General features: G+C 73.4%; 20 protein-coding genes. 4 read left to right on the plus strand and 16 right to left on the minus strand.

All coding sequences use genetic code 11. The features are described from left to right. Positions 1-169: 169 nt before the first annotated feature. Positions 170-508: a four-helix bundle copper-binding protein gene (locus WMF29_RS00500; RefSeq protein ID WP_437326953.1), complete on the minus strand. Its 339-nt coding sequence runs from the start codon at positions 506-508 to the stop codon at positions 170-172. Positions 509-955: 447 nt separating this feature from the next. Continuing rightward, positions 956-1,612 carry a ferritin-like domain-containing protein gene (locus WMF29_RS00505; RefSeq protein ID WP_272097150.1) on the minus strand — a complete coding sequence of 219 codons (657 nt, stop codon included), beginning with the start codon at positions 1,610-1,612 and terminating at the stop codon, positions 956-958. 79 nt (positions 1,613-1,691) lie between these two features. On the opposite strand from WMF29_RS00505, the gene WMF29_RS00510 reads away from it, so the two are divergent. From WMF29_RS00510 to WMF29_RS00520, 3 genes are all read left to right on the plus strand, one after another. Then, on the plus strand, positions 1,692-2,675 hold the full coding sequence (locus tag WMF29_RS00510; protein WP_437326954.1) for a hypothetical protein: 984 nt from the start codon (positions 1,692-1,694) through the stop codon (positions 2,673-2,675). 79 nt (positions 2,676-2,754) lie between these two features. Continuing rightward, positions 2,755-3,573, plus strand: coding sequence for an MOSC domain-containing protein (locus tag WMF29_RS00515; protein WP_272097152.1), 819 nt, complete (start codon positions 2,755-2,757; stop codon positions 3,571-3,573). Positions 3,574-3,694: 121 nt separating this feature from the next. Next, positions 3,695-4,171, plus strand: a complete 477-nt coding sequence (locus WMF29_RS00520) for a DUF2059 domain-containing protein (protein WP_437326955.1) — start codon at positions 3,695-3,697, stop codon at positions 4,169-4,171. Positions 4,172-4,203: 32 nt separating this feature from the next. Here the strand turns inward: WMF29_RS00520 and WMF29_RS00525 are convergent, their stop codons facing one another. The 13 genes from WMF29_RS00525 to WMF29_RS00585 form a co-directional block, all read right to left on the minus strand. After that, on the minus strand, positions 4,204-5,064 hold the full coding sequence (locus tag WMF29_RS00525) for an alpha/beta fold hydrolase (protein WP_437326956.1): 861 nt from the start codon (positions 5,062-5,064) through the stop codon (positions 4,204-4,206). A gap of 126 nt (positions 5,065-5,190) precedes the next feature. Then, positions 5,191-6,003, minus strand: coding sequence for a dienelactone hydrolase family protein (locus tag WMF29_RS00530; RefSeq protein ID WP_437326957.1), 813 nt, complete (start codon positions 6,001-6,003; stop codon positions 5,191-5,193). Positions 6,004-6,194: 191 nt separating this feature from the next. Next, the gene (locus tag WMF29_RS00535; RefSeq protein WP_437326958.1) at positions 6,195-7,046 is read right to left on the minus strand and encodes a dienelactone hydrolase family protein; all 852 of its coding nucleotides are present in this window, start codon (positions 7,044-7,046) and stop codon (positions 6,195-6,197) included. Next, entirely contained in the window at positions 7,043-8,026 is a 984-nt protein-coding gene (locus WMF29_RS00540) for a TauD/TfdA dioxygenase family protein (RefSeq protein WP_437326959.1), read from the minus strand. Before WMF29_RS00540 ends, WMF29_RS00535 begins: the two co-directional genes overlap by 4 nt. Positions 8,027-8,459: 433 nt before the next feature. Continuing rightward, a complete protein-coding gene (locus WMF29_RS00545; RefSeq protein WP_437326960.1) occupies positions 8,460-9,335 on the minus strand; it encodes a transglutaminase family protein in 876 nt (291 codons plus the stop codon). 30 nt (positions 9,336-9,365) lie between these two features. Continuing rightward, positions 9,366-9,779 carry a DUF4150 domain-containing protein gene (locus WMF29_RS00550; protein WP_272097160.1) on the minus strand — a complete coding sequence of 138 codons (414 nt, stop codon included), beginning with the start codon at positions 9,777-9,779 and terminating at the stop codon, positions 9,366-9,368. A 12-nt stretch (positions 9,780-9,791) separates the two neighbouring features. Next, on the minus strand, positions 9,792-10,523 hold the full coding sequence (locus WMF29_RS00555) for a DUF3540 domain-containing protein (protein WP_437326961.1): 732 nt from the start codon (positions 10,521-10,523) through the stop codon (positions 9,792-9,794). A gap of 44 nt (positions 10,524-10,567) precedes the next feature. Next, positions 10,568-12,580 (minus strand): pentapeptide repeat-containing protein, encoded by a 2,013-nt coding sequence (locus WMF29_RS00560; RefSeq protein ID WP_437326962.1) that lies wholly within the window; start codon positions 12,578-12,580, stop codon positions 10,568-10,570. Further along, entirely contained in the window at positions 12,577-14,949 is a 2,373-nt protein-coding gene (locus tag WMF29_RS00565) for a DUF2169 family type VI secretion system accessory protein (protein ID WP_437326963.1), read from the minus strand. Before WMF29_RS00565 ends, WMF29_RS00560 begins: the two co-directional genes overlap by 4 nt. Before the next feature lie 52 nt (positions 14,950-15,001). Beyond that, positions 15,002-17,680, minus strand: coding sequence for a type VI secretion system Vgr family protein (locus WMF29_RS00570; RefSeq protein WP_437326964.1), 2,679 nt, complete (start codon positions 17,678-17,680; stop codon positions 15,002-15,004). Then, entirely contained in the window at positions 17,677-19,137 is a 1,461-nt protein-coding gene (locus tag WMF29_RS00575) for a type VI secretion system Vgr family protein (RefSeq protein ID WP_437326965.1), read from the minus strand. Before WMF29_RS00575 ends, WMF29_RS00570 begins: the two co-directional genes overlap by 4 nt. Before the next feature lie 159 nt (positions 19,138-19,296). After that, a complete protein-coding gene (locus tag WMF29_RS00580) occupies positions 19,297-20,913 on the minus strand; it encodes a DUF2169 family type VI secretion system accessory protein (RefSeq protein WP_437326966.1) in 1,617 nt (538 codons plus the stop codon). Between the two features lie 253 nt (positions 20,914-21,166). Beyond that, positions 21,167-21,289, minus strand: a complete 123-nt coding sequence (locus tag WMF29_RS00585; RefSeq protein ID WP_437326967.1) for a hypothetical protein — start codon at positions 21,287-21,289, stop codon at positions 21,167-21,169. Positions 21,290-21,368: 79 nt separating this feature from the next. Between WMF29_RS00585 and WMF29_RS00590 the strand changes: the two genes are divergently transcribed. Further along, positions 21,369-21,947, plus strand: a complete 579-nt coding sequence (locus WMF29_RS00590) for a Uma2 family endonuclease (protein WP_437326968.1) — start codon at positions 21,369-21,371, stop codon at positions 21,945-21,947. A 142-nt stretch (positions 21,948-22,089) separates the two neighbouring features. Here WMF29_RS00590 and WMF29_RS00595 read toward each other — a convergent pair whose 3' ends face one another. Beyond that, positions 22,090-22,452 (minus strand): metallophosphoesterase, encoded by a 363-nt coding sequence (locus WMF29_RS00595; RefSeq protein WP_437326969.1) that lies wholly within the window; start codon positions 22,450-22,452, stop codon positions 22,090-22,092. Between the last annotated feature and the right edge of the window lie 32 nt (positions 22,453-22,484).

The following is a 22,484-nucleotide window of genomic DNA, read 5'->3' on the forward strand; positions in this document are numbered from 1 at the left end:
CGCCGCCGTCGGCGTCGCTCCGCTGCCGGACTCCACGCGACGGGGGCGCCGGCGGGCCCCGCGCGCACAAGGGCTCTGGCGCAGAGGGTGGCGGCGATCCGCAAGAGGCGAGGAGAGCTACTCCGCTGATCGGTTCGCGGTCTGGAGGACGGCGATGCCTCCGCCGCTGTCAAATCTGCCGGCAGGCGGCAGCGCAGCGGCGGCACTCGTCAGCGCACGTCTTCATCTGCATATCCCCAGTGAGCTTATCGCAGCTCGCCGCGCACTGCTCGCAGAGGCTGGCGCACACGCTCATCATCTGGGGGATCTGGGGCGAGCTGCGCAGGAGGAGCTTCGAGGTCGCCTCGCAGATATCGGCGCAGTCCTGGAGCATCCGCATGTGCGTGGCGCTCACGTGAGAGCCTCCCATCTCGAGGCAATACTGAGCCGCGTGCGTGCAGATCGAGCCACAATCCTGGGTGAACCGGGCCACCTCCCGGAACGATCTGTCCCCCGGAAACTTGATCATGAGAACCCCCCTTGATCCAACCGGCCGCCCCTCGCCGCGAGGGAGCCTCGCGACAACGCGGCAACTTCGGTGTCTGGAGGGTGCATGGATTCGATGGCTTTCGCATGTCGGGCCATCCCGCAAATGGGCCTCGGAACAGCGACCGACGCCGAGACCGCCGTGCCCTCGAGCGCGCCTCGCGAACAGCCGGGACGCCGCGAGACATGCGCGAACGCCCCGCCCGAACCGCTGGTCCCGCCCTGGTCGCTCCCTCAGCGCAACGCGGCGACACAACTTGGCTCTACTGCGGGAAGTTGCCCCGGCTCGGCAGAAAAACCGCCAAGCCGCCAAAGACGCCAAGGGGAGAGGGGGAAGGGGGCCGTCCGGGCATCCCCCCTATTCCCGGTTCTCTTGGCGCCCTTGGCGGCTTGGGGGTTCGCTTCCCCGGCCGACTTGCCGCAGTAGAGCTTAGCACCCAGGCGCGCGGCAGATACCCATCTTCAGGCGCGCGATCTCCTGGAGCTCCTCGGCGATCTCGAGCGTGCGCATCGCGGCGGCGCGCGCGAGCGCCTGGGACTCCTCGGTGACCGCGAGGCGCGCGAGGAGCCGCCGGCCCATCTCGTGGTGATGGCCCTCGTCCGGCTGGATGACGTCGCGGTAGAGGCGCGCGGTCTCGGCGTCGCCTTGCGACTCGCAGTAGTCGATGAACGCCTGGTTGTGCACCTTCGCGAGCGCCTCCCGCGTGAACTGGCCCGCTGCGACGCGCTCGACCGTGGAGCCGAGCCCCTTCAAGTACCCGAACATCGGCGTGGGAGGCCCGAACTTCGCCGGGATCGCCGCGGGGTCGACGCCGAGCGCGCGGAGGCGCTCGGCGATGAGCCGGTAATGCCTCGCCTCGTCGCCGCACTGGCGGGCGAGGGCGAGCTTCACCTCCACGTCGGTCTCGGTGGTGAGCCAGAGCGCAGCCTCCTCGGTCGCCTCGAGCTCCTTCTTGAGCGCTGTCGCGAGCAGCGCCGGGATGCCGACGCCGCTCGCCGGCTCCGCCGCGCGGGCCACGGCGCCGATGTGGGCGAGGCGCTCACCGACCTTGCGGTCGAGCTCGTCGAGGAATTCCTCTGGTTTCATGCGGGGCATGATGGGCGCGCCCCGTGCGGCGGGTCAATAGGCCGCGCTTCCGGCGGCCAGGTGGGTGTACCCTCCTCGAATGGCCTGGTGCTTCCTGCCGTCGTGGATCGATCTCGAGTCGGTCTCGATCTCGTTCGAGCTCCCTGCTCGCACCGTCCTGAAGCGCACCGGCGTGGCCGCGCTCGCCACGTCGAGCGCGACGGCGCTCCGCCTGACGCTCGCGCCGGCGCTCCTGCGGATCACCTTCGAGCCGTACCTCGTCATCGACCTGCCGCCGCCGCTCGGTGACATGGGGCTCCAGCAGGTCGAGTACGACTTCCGTTCAGGCGCGATGACGCCCAACGTCTTTTACACGGGAGGGCTCGTCCGGGTCGGAAAGGGATCGGCGGAGGACGAGGCGCGCGCCTTCATGCGCGGACTCGTCACGTCGACGCCCATGGCCATGCCCCCGTACGACCCCACGAGCGATCCCGATCTCGTCGTGACGGTGCGTCAGGCGCTCTCGAACCTCGAGGCCGGCAGCAGTACGGCCGTGCGGGGTGCCCGCCTGTCCGCGCGGCTGACGCTGCGCCAGGAGCTCGCTGGCGGGGTGGGCTCGGACGGGTTCCGCATCCCGGCCGGCGCGACCATCGCGGCCAGCGTCGATATCGAGGGCACCCGGCAGGAGATCGAGACGGCGCCGCGCGTGCAGCGCATCGAGGTCGACTGTTCCTCGGCGGTGCTCCAGAAGGGGGGAGTCGACCAGGCCGATGTCCGTCGCTTCATCGTGAAGCGCGGCGGCGAGATCGCCGTCGAGCGGGTCGAGCCGCTCGGCGCGGCGCGCCAGGCCGCGGGCGCCGAGTCGCTCGTGCGCCTGTTCAGCGCCCTGGTCGCGGGCGGCGGCGTCGCGCTCGACCCGCAGCGCCTCGGGCCGAGCGTCGTGGAAGGGCTCGTCAAGGAAGAGATCGCGCGCGCCCTGCGCCCCGCGCTCGTCGGCTGGGTGCGGCAGAACGCCGACGTCGTCGTGGGGATGGACCTGCGGCAGGTGCTCGGGATACCGGCGGAGGGAGGCGACGTGGCATGAGGGGCGGCGCGGGCATTCGCGACGCGCGCTCCGTGCTTCTCCAGGCGCCGGGCGCCCGAGGGGTGTTATAAGCTACGGAATGCGACTCTCCGCGATCCACATCTATCCGGTCAAAGGCTGCCGGGGCCTCACGCTCGACGCGTCCGCCGTCGACGCGCTCGGCCTCGCCGGCGATCGGCGGTTCATGATCGTCGACCCCGAGGGAAAGCCCCTCACGCAGCGCCCGCTGCCGCGCATGGCGCTCATCGAGACGCAGCTCTCCGAGAGCGCGCTCACGCTCGGCTTCGCCGGCCGGCCGCCGATCTCGGTGCCGCGCAGGGCCGAGGGCGCGCGCCTGCTCACGGTCGAGGTCTGGAGCAGCAGCGGCCTCCTGGCCGAGGATTGCGGTGACGAAGCCGCCGCGTGGCTCAGCGGCGTCCTGGATCATCCGGCGCGGCTCGTCCGCATCGGCGAGGCGTTCCGGCGGCCCGTCCTCAAGGCCTCGGTGGCAGGCACGGAAGACGTCGTGTCGTTCGCCGACGAGTTCCCGCTGCTCGTGATCTCCGAGGCCTCCCTCGCCGATCTGAACGCCCACCTCGAGGGCCGGGGCGCCGCGCCGTTGCCGATGGATCGCTTCCGGCCCAACCTCGTCGTGAGCGGCTGCGCTGCCTTCGACGAGGACCTGTGGAGCCGCGTCCGCATCGGAGACCTCGTGCTCCGCGCCGGCGGCCCGTGCGGCCGCTGCGTCGTCACCACGACCGACCAGCGCACCGCAGAGCGCGGCCCGGAGCCGCTCCGCACGCTGGCCAGCTACCGGCGCGATGCGCAGAGGCCCGGCGAGGTGAACTTCGGACAGAACTACATCCAGGAGACGAAATCCGGCACATTGCGCGTGGGGGACGAGGTGACGGTCGTGTGACCGAGCACCCGATCTGCTCCGGCGTGGCGGCTCCTCAGGTGTCGCGGCGGCTCCTGGGAGGGAATGCGGCGGGCCACCCTGCGCGGCGCGGATCGCGGCGCGGTCGTGATACAAAGGGCCGATGAGAAAGCACGCGCTTCGTTCATGGATCGTCTCGCTCGCCGTCGTGACCTTGCTCTCGTTCGTGTCGCTCGGCAGCGCCTACGCCGGAGAGGCGGAGAAGAAGCTCGCCCTGGAGCTCACGCACCTCGTCATGCCGAAGGACGTCTACAACGCGCTCCTCGATCAGCTGATGACCAACATGAGTGCATCGATGCAGCAAGCGGGCGCGAAGGTCTCGACCAAGGACGCCAGCAAGCTGAAGGCGGTGGTCGCCGAGGTGCTGCCGTACGACGAGCTCGTCCAGTGGAACGTCGATATCTACGCGGGGAAGTTCACCGCCGATGAGCTGAAGGAGCTCATCAAGTTCTACGGCACGCCGGTCGGAAAGAAGGCCGCGAAGCTCCTCCCGGAGATCAGCGGCGAGGTGGGGAAGAAGGTCGGGACGGTCATCGTCCAGCGGATGCCCGCGGCGATGAAGAAGGCCGGGATCCAGTAGAGGGCGCGACGCTCGGCGGTGCGCTCTCCGCGCTACCGCCTCTCGGCCAGGAAGCCGGCGACGGCGTCGAGCAGCGCCCGCGGCTCGTCAGCGCGCACCCAGTGGCTGCTGCGCTCGAAGATGCGTAGATCGGCGCCCGGGATGAGCCGCGCGATCTCCTCCGAGAGATCGGGTGGGCAGATCCAGTCGTGTCGGCCGGCGATGACGAGCGTGGGCACCGCGATCTCGGGGAGGCGCGGCGTGAAATCGAATCTCCGCATGAACCTCTCCAGGCCGACGTTCCACGCGTCGACGTTGTAGATGGTGCGCGCGCGGGCCTCGTTCGCCTTCTGTGGATCGAAGGTGGTCGAGTAGAGAGGCCCCAGGATCTGGAGGAGGTCGGCGAACTGCGCGTCGCCCTCGATCTCGCCGGCCCAGAGGCGTTCGCACGCCGCTCTCTGCTGCTCGGTGCCGCGCTCCGCGACGATCCGCTTGGCCCGGTCGATGAGGCGATGGCTGGCCGCCGTGGCCACCAGGATGAGATGAGAGATGTTGCGCTGGTATTCGAGCGCATAGGCCATGGCCACCATGCCGCCATAGGAGGTGCCCATCACGACGATACGATCGAGGCCGAGGTGCAGGCGCAGCGCCTCCATGTCCTCGACGTTGTTCTCGAGGGTATACGTCTCCTTCGGCCCGCGCGCGGAGCGGCCCTGTCCGCGATGATCGAAGTAGACGAGCTGCGCCTGATCGGCGAGCGGCGTCATCCCGCCCTTGTGCGAGGCGTGATCTGCGCCAGGTCCGCCGTGTACGACGAACATCACCGGCTTCTCGCGCATCCGCGGGCCGTCGGGGACGAGGCCCATGCCCTCGACGTCGAAGTAGAGCTCGGTGTCTCGGATCCTGGCGCGCACCGCGTCAGGGTATCCGATCGGCGGGGCGCGGTGGCGCGGGCGGGAGGTGCGTGGGGAGTAGCAGTGGAGGCGCAGCTTGTTGCCGGGGCAGCAGGGGCCGCCGGGCGCTGTCGCGGCTGGTCGCCGTCAGGCGACGCCGTGTCGGGCCAGCCAGTCGAGCTGGCGCTGCCAGGCGTCGGCGGCGGCTTCCGGCCGGTAGCTCGGCCGATAGTCGGCGTAGAACGCGTGCGGGACGTCCGGGTAGACCTGGATCTCGGAGTGCGCGGCGCCGGGCGCGCTGCCGGTCTCGGAGGCGGTACGGAGCGCCTCCTGCAGCGCGGTGACCGTCGGGAGGGGGATGCCCTGGTCCTGTCCGGCATAGAGGCCCAGCACGGGCACCTGCAGCGCGCTCGCCACGTCGATCGGGTGCTTGGGCTGGGCCTCGGTCCGATCGCCGGTCAGGCGTCCGTACCAGGCCACCGCCGCCTTGAGCGCCGGGTTGTGCGCGGCGTACAGCCACGTGATGCGCCCGCCCCAGCAGAAGCCGACCGCGGCCGCCTTGCGGACGTCGGCCTTTCCGGAGGCTTGGGCGAAGGCCACGCTGGCGTCGAGGTCCGAGAGGACCTGCCGGTCGGGTACGCGGCCCGCCAGAGCGCGGAACTCGTCGACGGTGCGGAGGTGGCTCGGATCGCCTTGCCGAACGAACAGATCCGGGGCGAGGGCGTAGTAGCCGCGGTGTGCGAGGCGGCGGACCACGTCGCGGATGTGCTCGTGGACGCCGAAGATTTCCTGGATCACCAGCACCAGAGGGAAGGGGCCACCGGAGGCGGGGTGGGCGCGGTAGCCGGGGAGGTCACCCGCGGGCGCGGGGAGGGTGATCGCGCCTGCGATGAGTCCGGCGTCGTCGGTGTGGATGGGCTTCGGAGCGTTGCTCTCGGCGATGGGCGTGGAGGCGGTCATGGCGGGCGCCCAGCAGCCTCCGTGCCATGAGGCGGGACCGACCCGACCCAGGTTGAGGATCCGACCCAGGTTGAGGAGCCGACCCGACCCAGGTTGAGGAGCCGACCCGGGTTGAGGAGCCGACCAAGGTTGAGGATCCGACCCAGGTTGAGGAGCCGACCCAGGTTGAGGTGCCGGCGGCGGAGCCGCAGCTACCCCGCCGCGCGCGCACCCTCGCCGGCGACTGCCTGCGGCCGCCACTGCGCGACGTTGCCGGTGCGCTCGGCGAAGAATTCCCGCGTGCGCCGCCACGAGAGCTGCGCCGCGTCGGCGTGGTACGCAGGCCGCGTCTCGTTGAAGAACCCGTGGCGCGTCCCAGGGTACACGAACGAGATCAGCTCTCGCCCCGCAGCCCTGAACGCCTCCCCCACCGCTGGCGCCTTCGGGGTGATCGCCGGATCGTCCTCCGCATAATGCACCTGCAGCGGAAATCGCACGTTCTTCACCTGCTCCAGGGCCGGCGCCTGCCCATAGAACACCGCGCCCGCCGCGAGCTCCACGCCTGCGACCGCGAGCTGCCCCACGAGCCCGCCGCCCAGCGAGAACCCGACGGCGGCGACGCCCCCCGGCCGCACGTCCGACCGGCCGACGAGGTGCGCCGCCGCCGCCCTCGCGTCGGACAGGTAGGTCGACGTGTCGCGGCTACCGAACCAGGCGAACACCTTCTTCAGCCGCTCCTGTTCGTCCGCCGGCAACCGCGCGACCACCTCGTCGCGGTCGGCGGCGCGCAGCAGGCTCACCCCCCGAGCCACCTCCGCCTCGGTGAAGGTCCGGTGCGTCGTGTCGTGCGAATACAGGTTCGGCGCGAACGCGAGGTACCCTTCCTGCGCGAAGCGCCTCGCCAGCTCGATCGTATGGACCGTGAGCCCCAGCCCCTCGTGGAGGATCAGCACCGCCGGCGCCGGCGAGCGCCCGCCCGACGCCGGGCGGACCTGCACCGCATCCACCGGCCCGTGGGGCCCCTCGAACGACGTCCTCTCGACGCCTGCGCTCGCGGCGCTCATGCCTGCACCTCGGCCTCGGGCGCCTTGTCCTTGCGGGCGGGCTTCAGCTTGCTCGGGGGCCGCTTGCCGAACGGCTCCCCGGCCACGATCTCGGAGCGGACCCCGTCGATCCCCACCGGGATATCTCCGGTCAGCGTCACCCGGTAGAGGACGCGCTCGACGTCGAGGTGCCCGAGGTCCTGCGGCCCCAGGTGCGCCGTGGCCCGGTTGTCCCAGAACGCAATGCTGCCGGGCTCCCACCGGAACCGCACCGTGTAGGTCGGGCGGCTGATCTGCTCGAAGAGCAGATCGAGGATCGCGCTGCTCTCGCGCGGCGACAGCCCGACGATGTGGCTGGTGAAGCCGGGGCTGACGAACAGCGCCCGCTCCCCGGTCTCGGGGTGGACGCGCACCACGGGGTGGATCGAGATCAGCGGGTTCTCGCGCACCTTGCGCAGGTACGGGCTGTCCTGGTCCTGCGGCGCGAACCGCAGCCCGAAGCGGTGCTCCGCGCGCAGGCCGTCGACGAGCGCGCGCAGCGGCGCGGACAGCCCCTCGTAGGCCGCCACGAGGTTCGTCCAGGTCGTGTCGCCGCCGTAGGGCGGCAGGATGTGCGCCCGCAGGATCGACGCCGCCGGCGGGTTCACGGCCGCGGTGACGTCGGTATGCCAGCGGTTCTCGTAGCTGAAGCGCCTGCCGTAGCGGCGATCGTAGCGGCGGCTGTCGATGGCGAGGATCTCCGGGTGCTCGTCGAACGGCTCGTCCTCGTGCGGATGGGCATAGGTCACCTCGCCGAAGCGCGCCGCGAAGGCGATCTGCTCGGCGTGGCCGAGCGGCTGATTCCGGAAGAAGACGACCTTCCACTTCAGCAGCGCCGCGCGGATGGCCGCCACGGAGTCGTCGGGCAGCGGCTTCGAGATGTCGGCGCCGTGGATCTCGGCGCCGATATGCCCTGCGAGCGGCTTTACCTGGATGGCTTGATCGGATGCTCTCTGGCTCATGGGTCTCCTCCGCGTGGTCCCCCCGCCACGTCCTTGCTGACGGTCGGTATGCGGGCGCCGTGCCAGGGAGCGAGCGGCGGCGTGCGCGGGGGCGGGGCGCGCGTGCGGAAGTCCCCAGAACGTCTCCAGCAGGGGGCATGGTGACGTCGCCGCCCACGGCGAGCGCGTCGAACACCGTCGTCCTCTCCGCGATATCGCCGAAGTGCAAGCAGACCTCGGTGTCGCTCCCTTTCGCGGCCGGCGTGCCGGGCATCGTGCCGATGACCATGATGACGCCAGGACCGATTGCAGCGTGGCGTGGAGGATCCGGTCCTTGCTCTCGGGAGAGGGGTTGTCGCCCGACACATCGCCGGAGCGCATCACGCCCTCACACGTCGCCCCGAGCGCTCTTGTGGAGCGTGATGGCCCTCTCGGCGGTTCCGCCGAACATCAGTCATTCGTTTCCCTGCGGCGCCACCACGATCTCCGTCCGCAGCCGGACGCCGCGCGCGCCCTCGGCGGTGCCCCTGAGCGGCGCGACGTCATCGTAGTCGCGTCCGTAGCCCAGCACGATGTGCCCGGGCGCGCCCAGGCGCCCGAGCGTCGGATCGAGGTCGTGCCAGCCGCCCGACGGCAACCACACCGACGCCCACGCGTGCGAGGCGCGCGCCGGCGCCGAGGCGGAGCCGGTCACGTAGCCGCTCGCATAACGCGCCGCGAGGCCCATCGATCGCAAGCACGCCACGGCGAGGTGCGCGAAGTCCTGGCAGACGCCGCGCCGGAGCTCGCAGAAGACGGCGATGCCGGTGTCCGCGGTGGTGACGCCCGGGGTGAAGGTGAAATCCCGTCGGATCTGGTCGACCAGCCCCTCCAGCGCTCCGCCGAGCGGGAGGCCTTCCCGGAAGCTCCCCCGCGCGTAGTCCGCCATCGCGCCGCTCCGCGGCGCCCGCGCCGTGCCCTCCACGAGCGCGCGAAGCGCCGGGTCCTCCGCCGCGGCGGCCGCCGTGCGCGCCGCCGCTGCCCGCCAGTCGTCCCCGAGATCGCCGGCGCCGCCCGCGGCCTCCTCGCAGAGGCGCACCACGCTGAGGGCCGTGACGTCGATCGCGCCGAAGCGCCCGCAGATCTCTATCCGCGCGCGGCGGTTGCCGAAGGCGTCCTCCTCGACCCGCCTCGATCGCGGCGGCGGCCGCACCACCAGCTGGTGAAACTCGACCGCTTGATGCGGCAGCGCGCGCGGGGTGAGGTGCGCCTCCAGCCGGCACGCGACCGCTCCGTCGGCCCCGAGCTCGTACCGGCTGCGATGAACCACGCGGTAACGACGCGCCGCCACGTGGACCCCCTCCGCCAGCCGCGCGGCCCCTCAGCCGCTCACCATCACCTTCGCCTGCGACGGCGCGACCTGCACGCCCATGGGCATGTTCGGGCTCTTGCCGTTCTGCGCCACCGCGCACGCGTGGAACACGACCGGATTGCCCTCGGCCTTCACCTTCGCCGAGAAGCTGCGGAACATCGCCTCGCCTTTGATCTTGCCGCTCACGACGCCGCCGGCAGCTCCCGCCTCGTCGCCGGTCGACATCGGGATCTCGCTCTGCTTCGTGAGCACCGGCTTGCCCTCCACCAGCACCTTCAGGGCGCAGGTGCTCGGGAGCGCCTGGTTGCACATCGCCACGTTCGGGTACGGCAGCGGCACCGGCGGACCAGGCGGCGCAGGGGTCTTGCACGTGTCCGGCATGGCCTGGCAGATCCCGGCCTGCGTCGTTGTTACAGGGAACATCGCCGCGCCCTCCTACCCCAGGTTGATCCGCTGGCCATCGATGCTCACGTCTTCGCGCGCGTCCACCGATACCTCGCGCCCGCGCAGCTCGATCACGTCCTCGACCAGCGCGCGCACCCGCCCGGCGCGGAGCTGGTGCAGCTCGCGCACCTCCTGGAAGAGATCCCCCGCCCGCGCGATCACCCGCCCGGCGATCGACTCGATCTTGCCCACGGTGGTGTGCGCCCGCTCCAGCACGGCGGTGAGCGCCCGCCCCTCATAGCGCGCCTCGGCGATGCGGACGTCGCCCCGCTCGGCGACGGCGGCGAGCGTCTCCCCGGCCACGGTGACGCGCCCGGGCGCGACCTGCACCGTCGCGCCGCGCTCGCCGGCGCGCGCGCTCAGGGTCGCGCCGCTCCGGCTCGCGATCGCGACCTCGCCGGCCGCCCAGCAGCGGATGGCGCCGCCCGCCACGAGATCGATGTCGCCCCCGGGCGCCGCGAGCGAGAGGCCGCCCGCCGCGACGAGGCTGCCCCGACCGGTCTCCGCGTCGTACTCGAAGAGCAGCCGGCCGGCCCGGTCGTGCACCGCGACGACCTCGTGGCCGTCGCGCTCGACGATCGACGCCGAGGCGCCCCCGCTCGCCACGATGCGCAGCGGGCGCTCCGCTGACTGCGCGCGCGGCGCGCCGTCGCGGAGCCCCTCGGGGCGCGCGTCGGAGGGCGGGGGCTCGACGGGGAGAGCAGGGAGGGCGGCGGTGGGCATGGCGGTGGTCCTCGGGTCGTGGCTTCGCGGCCGTCGTCGGCCGTTCATAACAGCGTGGGCGGGCGCCAGTCCTCGGCGCGGGCACGCTCCGGATCGGTCTCGCGGGCGCCCTCGCGCTTCGCGCCGTCCCAGCGCGCGCGCGCGGTGGCCGCCCGGTGCAGGTTCACCCCGCGGCAATCGGCGCCCGACAGATCGGCGCCCGACAGGTCGGCGTGCGACAGGTCCGCGCCGACGAGCGAGGCGCCCTCGAGCCGCGCGCCGCTCAGATCCGCCTTGCGCGCCATCGCCTCGTCGAGCCGCGCGCCGCCGAGATCGGCGCGCGCGAGCGCGGCGCCGTCGAGGCACGCCCGGGAGAGATCGGCGCCGGCGAGCCGCGCGCCCCGGAGGCCGGCGCCGGTCAGGTTCGCGACCCCGAGGCGCGCCGAGGCGAGCGAGGCGCCGCCCAGCTCGGCGCCGGCCAGGCTCGCTTGCGCCAGATCGGCCCCGTCCAGCCGCGCGTCCCGGAGGTCCGCGCGCGACAGGTCGCAGTCGCGGAGCTCCGCGCCCGAGAGATCCATCCCGCCGAGCTTCGCCCCGACGAGCGAGCTCCTCGCGAGCCGCGCGCCGGCGAGCCGCGCGCCCCGGAGATCGAGCCCGACCAGCGAGGTCCCCTCGAGCGAGGCCCCCCCGAAATCCGCGCCGGAGAGGGCGGCGCCGGCGAGCTGCGCGCGCTTCAGCGTGGCGCCGTGCAGGCGCGCGCCGGCCAGGTTCGCGCCGCGGAGGCGCACGCCCGCGATGCGCGCCTCGGAGAGATCGGCGCCCGCGAGGTCGGCGTCCGAGAGATCGACGCCGGTGAGCTCGGCCCGGGCGAGGCGGGCGCCCGGGAGGCGCGCGCGGCGCAGATCCGCGCCGTCGAGCGCGGCGTCCTGGAGCGACGCCTCGGCGAGATCGGCGCCCGTGAGCTCGGTCCCGCGCAGCACGGCGGCCGCGAGCAGCGCGCCGCGCAGGCGGGCGCCGCGCAGCCGCGCGCCCGACAGATCGCAGCCCGACAGGTTGGCGCCGGAGAGGTCGGCCCCCTCGAGGCCGGCGCCGTCGAGCCGGGCGCCGTCGAGGTTCGCGCGCTCGAGCACGGCCCCCTCGAGGTCGGCCCCGCTCAGCGTGGCGCCGGCGAGGCGCGCGCCGCGCAGCGACGCGCCGCGCAGCGACGCGCCGCCGAGCGCCGCGGACGGGAGCTGCGCGCCGTCGAGAGCGGCCGCGTCGAGCTTGCAGCCGCGCAGGTCGAAGCCGGACAGGTCCGCGCCGGTGAGGTTCGCGCCCGTGAGGTCGCCGCCGGCGAGGTCGCGCGGGAGCGCCGCGCCGCGGAGGTCCTGGTTCGGAACGCGGAGCCCGCGGACGAGGCGCGCGCGCGACAGGTCGAGCGCGCCGAGCTCGACGCCGATGAGCGTCACGGCGGCGAGCTCGGCGTCGATGAAGCTCGCGCCCGCGAGCGCGCAGCGGTCGAGCTCGACCTCGCCGAGCGTCGCGCCGTCGAGGCGCGCGCCGTCGAGGGCGCACTCCGCGAGCGCGGCGCCGGTCAGCGTCGCGGCCGAGAGATCGGCGCCGGCGAGGTCCACGCCCTCGAGCCGCGCGCCCGACAGATCGGCCCCACGGAGCGACGCGCCGGCGAGCGACGTGGCCCCGGCGGCGTACCCCGCGTACCCGGCGGCGCGCAGCGCCTCGACGGACTCGGCGCCGAGGTCGCGATCGGCCTCGAGCGGCAGCGTCGCGGCCGCGGCGTCGCGGGTGAGCCGCACGTGGCGCGCGAGCACCGCGCGCTCGAGGCGCGCGCCCGACAGATCGGCCCCGCGGAGCGTGACGGCCAGGAAGACGGCGCCGGCGAGCCGCGCGCCCGCGAGCCGCGCGTCGCTTAGGTCGACGCCGTTGAAGAGCACGCCCGAGAGATCGCGGCCCGCGAGGTCGACGCCGCGCAGGTCGAGGCCGAGGATCATCGGCGGATTGAGCGGTCCGGCGTCGAGGCGCGCGAGGAGATCGTCCTTGTCCCGCGCGAAGCCCGCGGAGGTGGCGGCGGCGCCGGTCACGTCGCGCCTCGATCGCTGGTGAGCAGGGTGGACGCGAGCTGCGCGCCCGTGAGATCGGCGCCCTCGAGCCGCGCCTGCCACAGGGCGGCCTCGTACAACCCTGCGCCGCGCAGGTCGGCGTCGCGCAGGTCGGCGCCCTCGAGGCGAGCCCCGTGCAGGTTCGACCGCTCGAGGCGGGCGCCGCCGAGCCGCGCCCGCGTCAGGTCGGCGCCCGCCAGGTCGGCGCCGCGCAGGTCGGCGCCGCCGAGCTCGGCCCGGCCGAGATCCGCGCGGCGCAGGCTCGACAGCGCGAGGTCGGCGCCCGTGAGGTCGGCGTGCATCCAGCGCGAGCCGTCGGCGCGGGCGCCGCGCGCCTGGGCGCGCGGCAGGCGGGTGTGCTCCGAGGCGCGCAGCCCGCGCAGGTCGGCGCCGCGCAGGTCGACCGCCTCGCCGTGCGCCCCCTCCATGCTCGCGTCCTCGAGCGCCGCGCCGCCGAAGGACGCGCGGTCGAGCGCCGCGCGCGCGAGGCGGGCGCCGGCGAGCTGCGCGCCGTCGAGCCGCGCCCCGGTGAGGTCGGCCTCGAGGAACGAGGCGCCGGCCGCGGCCGCGCCGGTCAGGATGGCCCCGCGCATCGCCGCGCGGTCGAGGCGCGCCTTGCCGAGCGCCGCGCCGGTCAGGTCGGCGCCCGCGAGGTCGGCGCCGGAGAGGTCGGCGTCGTTCAGCCTGGCCGCCGGCAGCCACGCGCCCGCCATCCTGGCGCGAGCGAGCGTCGCGCCGCCGAGGTCGGCCCCGGCGAGGCGGGCGCCGGTCAGGTCGGCGCCGACGAGCAGCGCGCGCGCGAGGCTCGCCTCGCTGAGGTCGAGCCCCGACAGGTCGAGCCCCGAGAGATCGGCGCCTGCCATGCTCTCGCGGATCGACAGGCAGAGCTCCACGCGCTCGCGCGTCCACGGCGCCGCGCGCTCCGTGGCTGCCCGGTCCCGTGCCTCGTCCTCGCGGTCCAGCGCGTCGAGCTGCGCCGGGTCGTGCCCCCCGGCCTCGAGCGCCTTCTTCATCTGCTCGCGGCTCTTCCGCTGGATCTCGTCGAGCTGCGCCGGATCCCCGCCGAGCTTGCCCAGCCACGCCTCGAGCTCCACGCCGGGCGGGCGCGGGCCATCGACCGACGCGCCGAGCGAGGCCACGAGCGCCGCGGGGGCGCCGCCCCGCTCGAGCGTCGCGCGGATCTGCGCGAGGAGCTCGGCGTCGTCGAGGCCGGCCAGGGGAGACGCTCCGCGGTTGTCGTTGCCGGGGGGCGCCCCTGCGGCCGGCGCCCCTGCGGCGGGCGCCTCCGCCACGGCAGGGCGCGCCTCCATCAGCGCGAGCGCGAGCTGCTCGCGGTAGCGCGCGGCCGCGACGCGGCCCTCGCCGAGCGGCTCGCTCGCGAGGAGCACGTGCCGCACCTCGGGGTGGTCCTCGGCGGAGACGGGCGCGTGGCCGCGCCACACGAGGGTGAGCGCCTCGGCCTCCATGTCGACCCGGACCGTGTCGAGGTGCATCTGCACCTCGCGGAAGCGCTCCGCGCCGCCCGCGAGCTCGTCGAGGAAGCAGCGGATCCGGACGCCGGGGAGCCGCGCGCGGTAGTCGCGCCGCGCGCGGTGCAGGTTGTGGCAGACGATCTCCTCGTCGCCGCGCGGGTACTCGGCCTGGAGCGCCGGCACGGCCGCGTTGAAGTGGCTCCAGTCGAAATCGTCGGGGAAGAACGGCCAGCGCTGCTTCAGCCAGCGCTCGTCGTAGGTGCCGAGCTTGCTCGCGCGCAGCGCCCAGGCGGCGGCGAGCGGCCCGAAGCCCGCGGGCAGCGGCCGCGCCGCGGGCGAGTCGACCAACGCGCGCGGATCCTCGATGTTCGGCAGCGGCCGCCGCCGCAGATCGCGCTCGCCCGGATCGAACACGCCGCGCCCCGCCGGGTTGGCAGCGAAGCCCGGGCCCCCGAAGGCGCGGTCATGGCCGAGCGGCATCTCGACGAACGGCTGCGGGTCGGTGCGCTTGCCGGCGGCCGGATCGGTCCAGTACCGGTCGCCGGTCACCTGCAGCGCGAGCGACGTCCTGCCGACGGCGAAGCTCACCGGCAGGGAGCTGACGGGCCGGCCGCCGGGCGCGTGGGCCTTGCCGAGCAGCAGGAGATCCGCCTTCGGCTTGAAGGGGGCGAAGTCGGACGCGCGGAGGAGCGCCCCGCGCGGATCGTCGCCCTCGTGCGCGTCGCCGAGCGGCGGCTCCGGGGCGCTCGCGGGGATCGCCGGCTCGCCGGGCACGAGGCGGTAGGTGCCCTTCGCGATCAGGCACAGGGCCCATTGCGGGGGCCGGATCTGCCACGAGACCGCGGCGAACGTGGTGGGCGTGGGGTTGATGATCTTCATGGCAGCTCTCGACGCGCGCAGGCCGCGGGGCCGCTCGCCGAGCGGGCTCCTCCTAGAGCATGTGGAACTGGGCGCCCTGGATGACGGCTCCCCCGGCGTCGACCTGGACCTGGTGGCCGCCGAACCTCAGGACGGAGGACGCGGCTGTGCTGCTCAGCTCCAGCTTGGCGGTCCCTGTTCCGGCGACGACGCTCGTCGCGTCGATCCTGAGGCTGCTGGGACCGCAGGCGAGCTCGATCGCGGCGGGCTCGATCTTGATGTACGCGCCGGCCAGCCCGCCGCAGCGCAGCAGGAGCTGGGTCGGCTCGATGATCAGCTCGGCGTCGTTCAGCGGGCTCGCGTGGGCGAGCTTGTGGACCAGGTACGTCCCGACGAGCGCCCCGAGCGTCGCGATGCCCCACGTCGCGCCCGTGAGCCCGCTGCCCTTCTCGAGATCGTCCTTGCCCGCGGAGGCGCCGAGCGGGCCCGCCACCGCGCCCAGGGCGCCCGCGGCCACGGCGGCTGCCCACGGCTTCGCGGCTTCGACCGTCGGGGCGTCGGTGCTCCGCACGCGCAGGTGCACCTTGGAGCGCGCCTTGATGTCCTGTTCGTCGGCCGTGGTGAGCTTCTTCGTGCTGCCGAACTCGAGCACCGGGCCGTACGCGATGTTGCAGCTCATCCCGGCCGTGATCCCCGTGTTGAGCCCGAGGAAGACGTTGCCGTTCACGCCCGCCGCGATGCTGTAGTTCCCGCCGAGGCTCGCCCCGAAGTTGATCCCGGTGAAGAAGTTCGAGTTGTCGCCGTACGTGAGGTTGACCGTCGAGACGTGGCTGCGCGTCGTCTTCCGCCAGCCCTGCCAGTCCTTGCTGAACGTCATCGAGTAGAAGTCCACGTCGAAGATGCCGAGCGTCCGGTTCGGGATGACGAGCCGGTAGTTCCCCAGGACGACGTCGGTGCGGTTGCCCGTGGTGACCGACTGGTAGTCCCCCTGGGTCACGACCGTGCGGTTGCCGTCCGTGTGATCGTAGACCCCGTCGCTCGCTGCCCAGCCGAAGTGCGCCGCTTTCCCCTTGTCATTGGCGTCCGAGCTCGTGTCGTAGCCGTCGTCGAGGCTCGACCACGTCCAGCCGCTGCTGCCGAACCCCCCCGTAGGATCCAGCCGCGCGGACTCGGTGAACGTGCCGGCCGCCGTGGTCGCCCGCTCGCCGTAGCGCAGGTAGCTGTACTTGCCGTCGCTGTGGGGGACCGCGATGCGGATCCAGTCCTCCGCGCTGCTCGCGGTGGTCGTCATGTCGTCCTGGCCGAGCTGCTGCTCCGTCGGCAGCGCGCCCTCGGCGCCGGCGCGCGTCGCGGGCCCGCCGCGCGCGCGCCCGAAGCCGCCTCCCATCTCGACCATGGCCCCGTTCGGCATCCGGATGCGGCCGCGCCCCTCGTCGGCGCTCGTGACCATGCGGCTCTTCGCGTTGGGCACGACGCCGGTGATCACCGGCCGCTCGGGATCCCCGCCGACGCCGGTCCACAGCACCTCGGCGCCCTTGCGCAACGTGAAGTGCATGCCCTCGTCGGCCCCGCCGTAGGGCGTCGCCAGGCGCATCGGCACCGAGCCCTGCGCCTCGGCCGCGCCGCTCAGATCGAACGGCATCACCACGCGGTAGCGCCCCTCGGCGTCGACCGCGGCGGTGCCCTCCGGGCCGCGCGCGTCGACGTGGGCGACCATCGCGCCCTCGAGGCGAGGCCTCGGCGTGGCGCGCGGCGGGCGGTAGCGCGTCGAGGCCGGGATGGCCTCGAACTGGCAAGCATAGCGCGGCTCGTCGACCGCCCCGGCGCTGTGCACCGCGCGCGTCACCAGGTAATCGCGGTTCCAGTCGGCCCGGAAATGGCCGGAGAGCCCGAGGCGCTCGCCCGCGGCGAGCGGCGCGCCGATCGCGCCGTCGTACACGGTCGCGCGGCAGCGCAGCTCCTCGGCGCGCACGGCGGCGAGCGCGGCGCCCTCCTCGGGCGCCGCGAACGAGCCGCCCTCGTCGACGAGCAGCCCGAAGCCGCGCGCGTCGACCTCGGCCTCGGCCTCCAGCGGTACCTCCGGCGTGCGCTCGTTGTAGTCGAGCAGCACGAGCGCGCGCGGCGACATCCGGCGCCGGCAGCGCAGCGCGCGCACCCCTCCGGCCTCCCCCATCGCGGCCTCGACCGCGCCCCGGAAGCCGTCGGGGTGGTCGCAGAGGACGAGCCGCTCCGCCCCCCCGCGTGGCTCGATGAAGTAACTGACGCCCGCCTGCTCCAGCTGCCGCGACACGAAGTCGAGCGCGCTCTCCTGGTACTGCACGGCGTGCTCGCGCGGCGGATACGCCCGCTCGAGCCGCCGCTCCACCTCGATCCCGAGGCCGCTCCCGGCGATCACCGCCTCCACCAGGTCCGGCACGCTGAGCCGCTGGTAGATGCGCGTCTGCCGCGCGAGGCCGAGCAGGGCGAGGCGCGGCACGAGCACGACCCGGTAGGCGTACCGATCGCCGCCGAGCGCGCCGCCCTGCTCCACCTCCGCCACGACCCCCGGGACCGCGCGGCCGGCGAGCTCGAGCTCCCCGGCCGCGCCGACGAGGTCGTCGAGCGGCAGCGCGGGATCGGGCGACGCGAGATCGATCTCGAAGCGGTACGGGCGCGACAGCGCCTCCTCGCCGCGCAGCCCCAGCACCGTGAACGCCCCGGCCGGGGCGGCCTCGGAGCGGAAGTGGATCCCGACCGTCGTGGGCTTCGTCATCGCTTCTCCGAGATCTCGAGCATGGCGCCGGACGCCGTGGTGATGCGGCTCTGGTTGGCGTTGCGGGCCGTCACGGGCGACGGCGCGAGCGGGTTGAACATGGCCCCGACGATCACCGGGCGATCCGGGTCGCCGTTGGCGAACGCCACGAGGACCTCGGTGCCGGGGCGCAGCGGGAAGTGCATCCCGTGGCCCACGCCGCTGAAGGGCTGCGCCATCCGGACAGGGCGCGAGGCCTTCTGCTCGCCCGGCTCCGCCGTGTCGAAGTGGAGCTGGACCGTGTAGCGCCCCTCGGCGTCGAGCAGGGCGACGCCGTTCGTCTTTCCCCCGGGCCCCGGCTGCACGACGCCCGTGACCACGCCGGAGATGCGCGGCCTCGGCGTCCGGCGCGGCGGCCGGTAGGCGACGCGCGCCGGGATCGCGCGGAATGCGTTCCTGTAAAACGGGCTCTGCTCGCCGGCGTCCTTGAACGCGGGGAGCCTCGCCTCGTGCTCCACCTCGACGAGGAGCAGCTCCTCGCGCTCCGGGAAGCGCGGGTGCTCGATCAGGGTCACGCGCCGCCCGGCGGACAGCGCCGCGCGGCTGGCCTTGCCCTCGTACACGCGCTGCCGCGACAGCCGCTCGTCCGCCCGGATCTGCGCCAGCTTCGCGGCCTCCTCGGGCGTCTTGACGTGGCTGCCGTACTCGACAACGCCGCCGCCGTCGCCCGAGCCCAGGCTGGCGTAGGCCGTCAGGTCGAGCTGCGGCGCGCGGTAGTTGTAGTCCTGCACCACGTAGCTGGTGGGCACCAGGTCGGTCGTCACCTCGAGGGCGAAGATGTCCGCGGCCTCGCCGCGGGCGCGGAAGGGCACCGTCTCCGCGCCCGCGGCGTGGCGGAAGCCGGACGGGTGATCGGTGAAGACCAGCCTGTCGCGGCCGCCCTCGTGCTCGAAGAAGAAGCTGATGCCGACGTGCTCGGCCAGGCGGCTGATGAACGCGAGATCGCTCTCGCCGTACTGCACGACGAACTCGCGCTCGGGGTAGGTCTCGAGCAGCCGCAGCTCGACGTCCTCGGAGCCCAGGCCGTGCCGCTCGAGCTTGCTCCGGAGGATGTCGGGAACGCTGCGATCCAGGTAGATCTCCTGCGTCTCGACAAGGGTGAGCCGGAACGCGCGCGGCACGAGGCGCAGGCGGCAGGTGGCGCGCTCCGCCAGCGGCTCGAGGCGGTCCCGGATCGGGCCGAGCATGCCCGAGACGCGGCGGATCTCCTCGCCGTCGGCCTCGAAGACCAGGCTGACCTCGGCGCCGGGCGCGGCGTCGGCCGGGAGCTCGCGGCCCTCGTCGATCACGACCTCGAGGTCGAACGAGAAGAGCTGCGAGATCGCCTCTCGCCCGGAGAGCTCGCGGACCTTCACGTGGTCCCACGGCCCCCGCTCCGACTCGATGCGAACGTCCAACGTCCCGGAGGCTTCCTTCATCGCTCGTTCTCCGATTCCTCCGCGGCTTTCCCTGGAGCACCGGAAAGGTGGAGGAGCCGCGTGGGCGTGCGCGCCGCGGGGGCGCCGGGGTGGCCGCGCGAGGGCAGCTGACACCCTGCGCCGGGGCTCGCCCTTCGGGGTTTCACGGGCATCGGAGCGTCAGCCTCGCCCCTTGCCGGCGCCGTACAGGAGCGCCCGCACATCGAGCTTCGCGGGGCGCTTCGGCGCTCCGGCGGGCGGCGGCTCCGGGGGCGGCGGTTCGGGGGGCGGTGTCGCCCAGGCGAAGGCGCCCCCCGCGGCCGCGGGGCTCGCCGGGTCCGGCGTGGGGACCGCGGGCGCGGCCGCGCTGGCGGCGGGAGCGCTCGGCTCGGCCGGCGGCGCGCGTGGCGGCTCGGCCGGCAGCGCGCGTGGCGGCTCGTCCGGCGGCGCGCGTGGCGGCTCGGCCGGCAGCGCGCGTGGCGGCTCGGCCGTGAAGGGAGTCGCCGGCTGGCGCGCCGCATGGCTGTCGACGTCCTTCGGCATCTGCATGGTCCCCGACCTGGCGAGCGGAGCCTCGGGTGGCGATGGCGAGGCGCCTTGGTTGCCGACGTCCTTCGGCATCTGCATCGTCCCCGACCTGGCGAGCGGAGCCTCGGGCGGCGATGGCGCGGGCCGTTTCGGCGGCGACGGCGAGGCGCCTGCGGGGGCCGGACGAAACGGCAGCGTCCCCGGGACCGCGAGCGCCCTGTTCGGCGCGATGTCCAGCGTCCCGCTGGGACTCATGCTCGCCGCGGCGGACAGCGCGACGGTCGACTCGAGGGAGGCGTCGTCCTCGTCGCCCGCCGCGCCCGCGCGGGGCGCCGTCGCTCCGGCCCTGCCGACCGCGGCGCCCGGAGCGGGCCACGCGATCGGCTCGCCCGGGAGCTCGACGCCGGCGAAGATGCGCATGCGCGGGAGCACGTCCTCCGAGGGCACGGGTAAGCTGCTGCGCCACGTCACCGTGCAGCGCTGCTCGTCGCCGTCGATGCGCAGCACGTCGGCGCTCATCTGGAGCTCCTGGTGCTCGGCGAGGCCGAGGCCCGCGAGGCCGTGGATGCGCGCGAAGCCGCGCGCGCCGGGCAGGCGCATGCGCATGCGCGGCGCGCTCGGGTGCAGGCCGTCCATCACGATCCACTCGTCGCCGCGCAGGAAGTGCGTGCGCTGATCCGGCGGCGCCGCCTGGAAGTAGTCCCAGCTGAGCTCGTCCGGGATCTCGGGGATACCGCGCTCCAGCAGGGCGCGCGGGGTCGCCCCGAGGAGCCGCCGGCGGGCGGGGCTGATCTTCGAGATCGGGCCGAAGCCAGCCACGCGCCTCGCGTCGACCGGATCGAGGATGTTCGGCTCGCCCGAGCCCTGCGGATGGCCCTCCCCGAACGGGTTGTCCGGGAAGCCGATCCCGCCAAAAGCATGCTCGTAATCGATGGGGAGCCGCACGAAGCCGCCCCGCTTACGGACCATCAGCGTCTTGTCCAGCAGCGTCCAGCTGCTCGAGAAGAGTCCCAGCCGGACATGCGCCGCCTCGACGGGGCGGCCGTGCGGCGCATGCGCATGGCCCGTGAAGAGAACGTCGGCCTTGAGCAGGCGAGGAACCAGATCGGTCGCGAACCGGATGCTCCGCGAGGGCAGCCCGCGGTGATGGACCTCCTCCCGGATGATCTCCTGCGGCGCGATGCGTTGCATCGTCGTGTCGCTGGCGAACCCGAAGGTGGCTTTCACCATCGCGGTCACCCAGAGCTTGCCCTTGAACCTCCATGCCATGGCGGCGGCGGTCGCAGCGCCGACCGGCATCGCGCTCACATGCGGAGGGCTGCTCGTCGCCATGGATCCACAGCGATGAGACCCGCCCTCCGACGCTGCTGTCAAGCCATTGTGGCCGTCACGCGGCGCAGCGATCACCGGTTCAATCGGCAAGAGGATCGCGCCGCTCCGCTTCTGTCGAGCGCGTCCTCGAGCGATCTCTGCGCGGGCCGATGAGCTCGACCCTCCCTTTCTCGGCGAGCATCGCAATCTCTCAGCAGCTCATGGCCGAGACGCCACGCCTATCCGCACCATCGACGGCCACGGCTGCCTGCTCGGAGAGGCGATCTGGGGACGCGACGAGCCAGAACCAGGCGTGCGTCTTCAGCACGATCACGGCTTGAAGCTCTCCTCGTCGCGCGGCCGCGCATCGGCATTCGCGGCGAACGCCGTGCGCTGTGCCATACTGCGCGGCCATGGTGGCCCCGGCACATCGCATCCACTACACGTACGCCGAGTACCTGGCCCTCGAGGCGTCCAGCAACGTCAAGCACGAGTACCTGGACGGCCAGATCTACGCGATGGCGGGAGGTACGCCCGAGCATGCCGCGCTCGCTGCGGCGGTCATCGGCCTCCTCTTCCCCGAGCTTCGCAGAGGTCGATGCCGTGCTTACGACGCCGATCTTCGCGTGCGTGTGCCGTCGACAGGCCTCGCCACCTACCCCGACGTCACGGTCGTGTGTGGGCCGATCGAGCGCGACGCCCAGGACGAGCAAGCCGTGACGAACCCCACGCTCATCGTCGAGGTGCTGAGCCGCAGCACCGAGGAGTACGACCGAGGCGACAAGCTCGAGCATTACAAGAGCCTCGCCTCATTGCGCCAGTACGTCCTGGTGTCGCACCGGGAGCGCAGCGTGGAGGTGTGGACTCGCGACGTCGACGGCGACTTCACGTCTGCCATCGCGCGGGATGGCGACGTCGCGCACCTCGCGTCGATCGGCGCCCGGCTCGACGTCCGCGAGCTATACGAGGCTGCGGCCGAGCCGGCGGCCTGAGAGGGCGCAGCCGGCGGAGCCCTGTGCCCGGCACAGCGTTCGAGGGCGCGCTGGCGGCGCTCATCCCGCGGCGGACGTGCGGCGCCTTTCCACTGCTGGAACCGGCTCCGTCACACCGTCTCGGTGCAGTGTCCGCTCGCGCTCACTCGTCGAGCTCATCGCGGATCCACGCGCCGGGGACGGGGACGCGGAGATGGTCCTCTTCGGTGAGGAGGCAACGGCGACCGCGCGCGACATCATGGTTACCCGGCACCACGAAGAGCCGTTCGGCGCCGAGCCCCAGCCGTGAGAGGAGCCGCTCGAAGAACGCGGTCGCTGCCTCGTACTCCCTGGCGATCCCCCAGTCGGCGATATCACCCGTGAAGCAGACGAGGTCGATTGCCCCGCCTCTCAGAACCTCATCCAGGTTTCGCTCCCAGGCCGCTCCGAGCACGCGCTGCCGCCGCCAGTGATCCCGTTCACGCGGTCCACGCTCGTGCAGATCCGAGATATGGAGGATTCGCACGCGAAGCGCTGCATTCGACGAGAGGTGCCCGG

This window comes from Sorangium sp. So ce381 (assembly GCF_051473845.1).
GTDB lineage: Bacteria > Myxococcota_A > Polyangia > Polyangiales > Polyangiaceae > Sorangium > Sorangium atrum.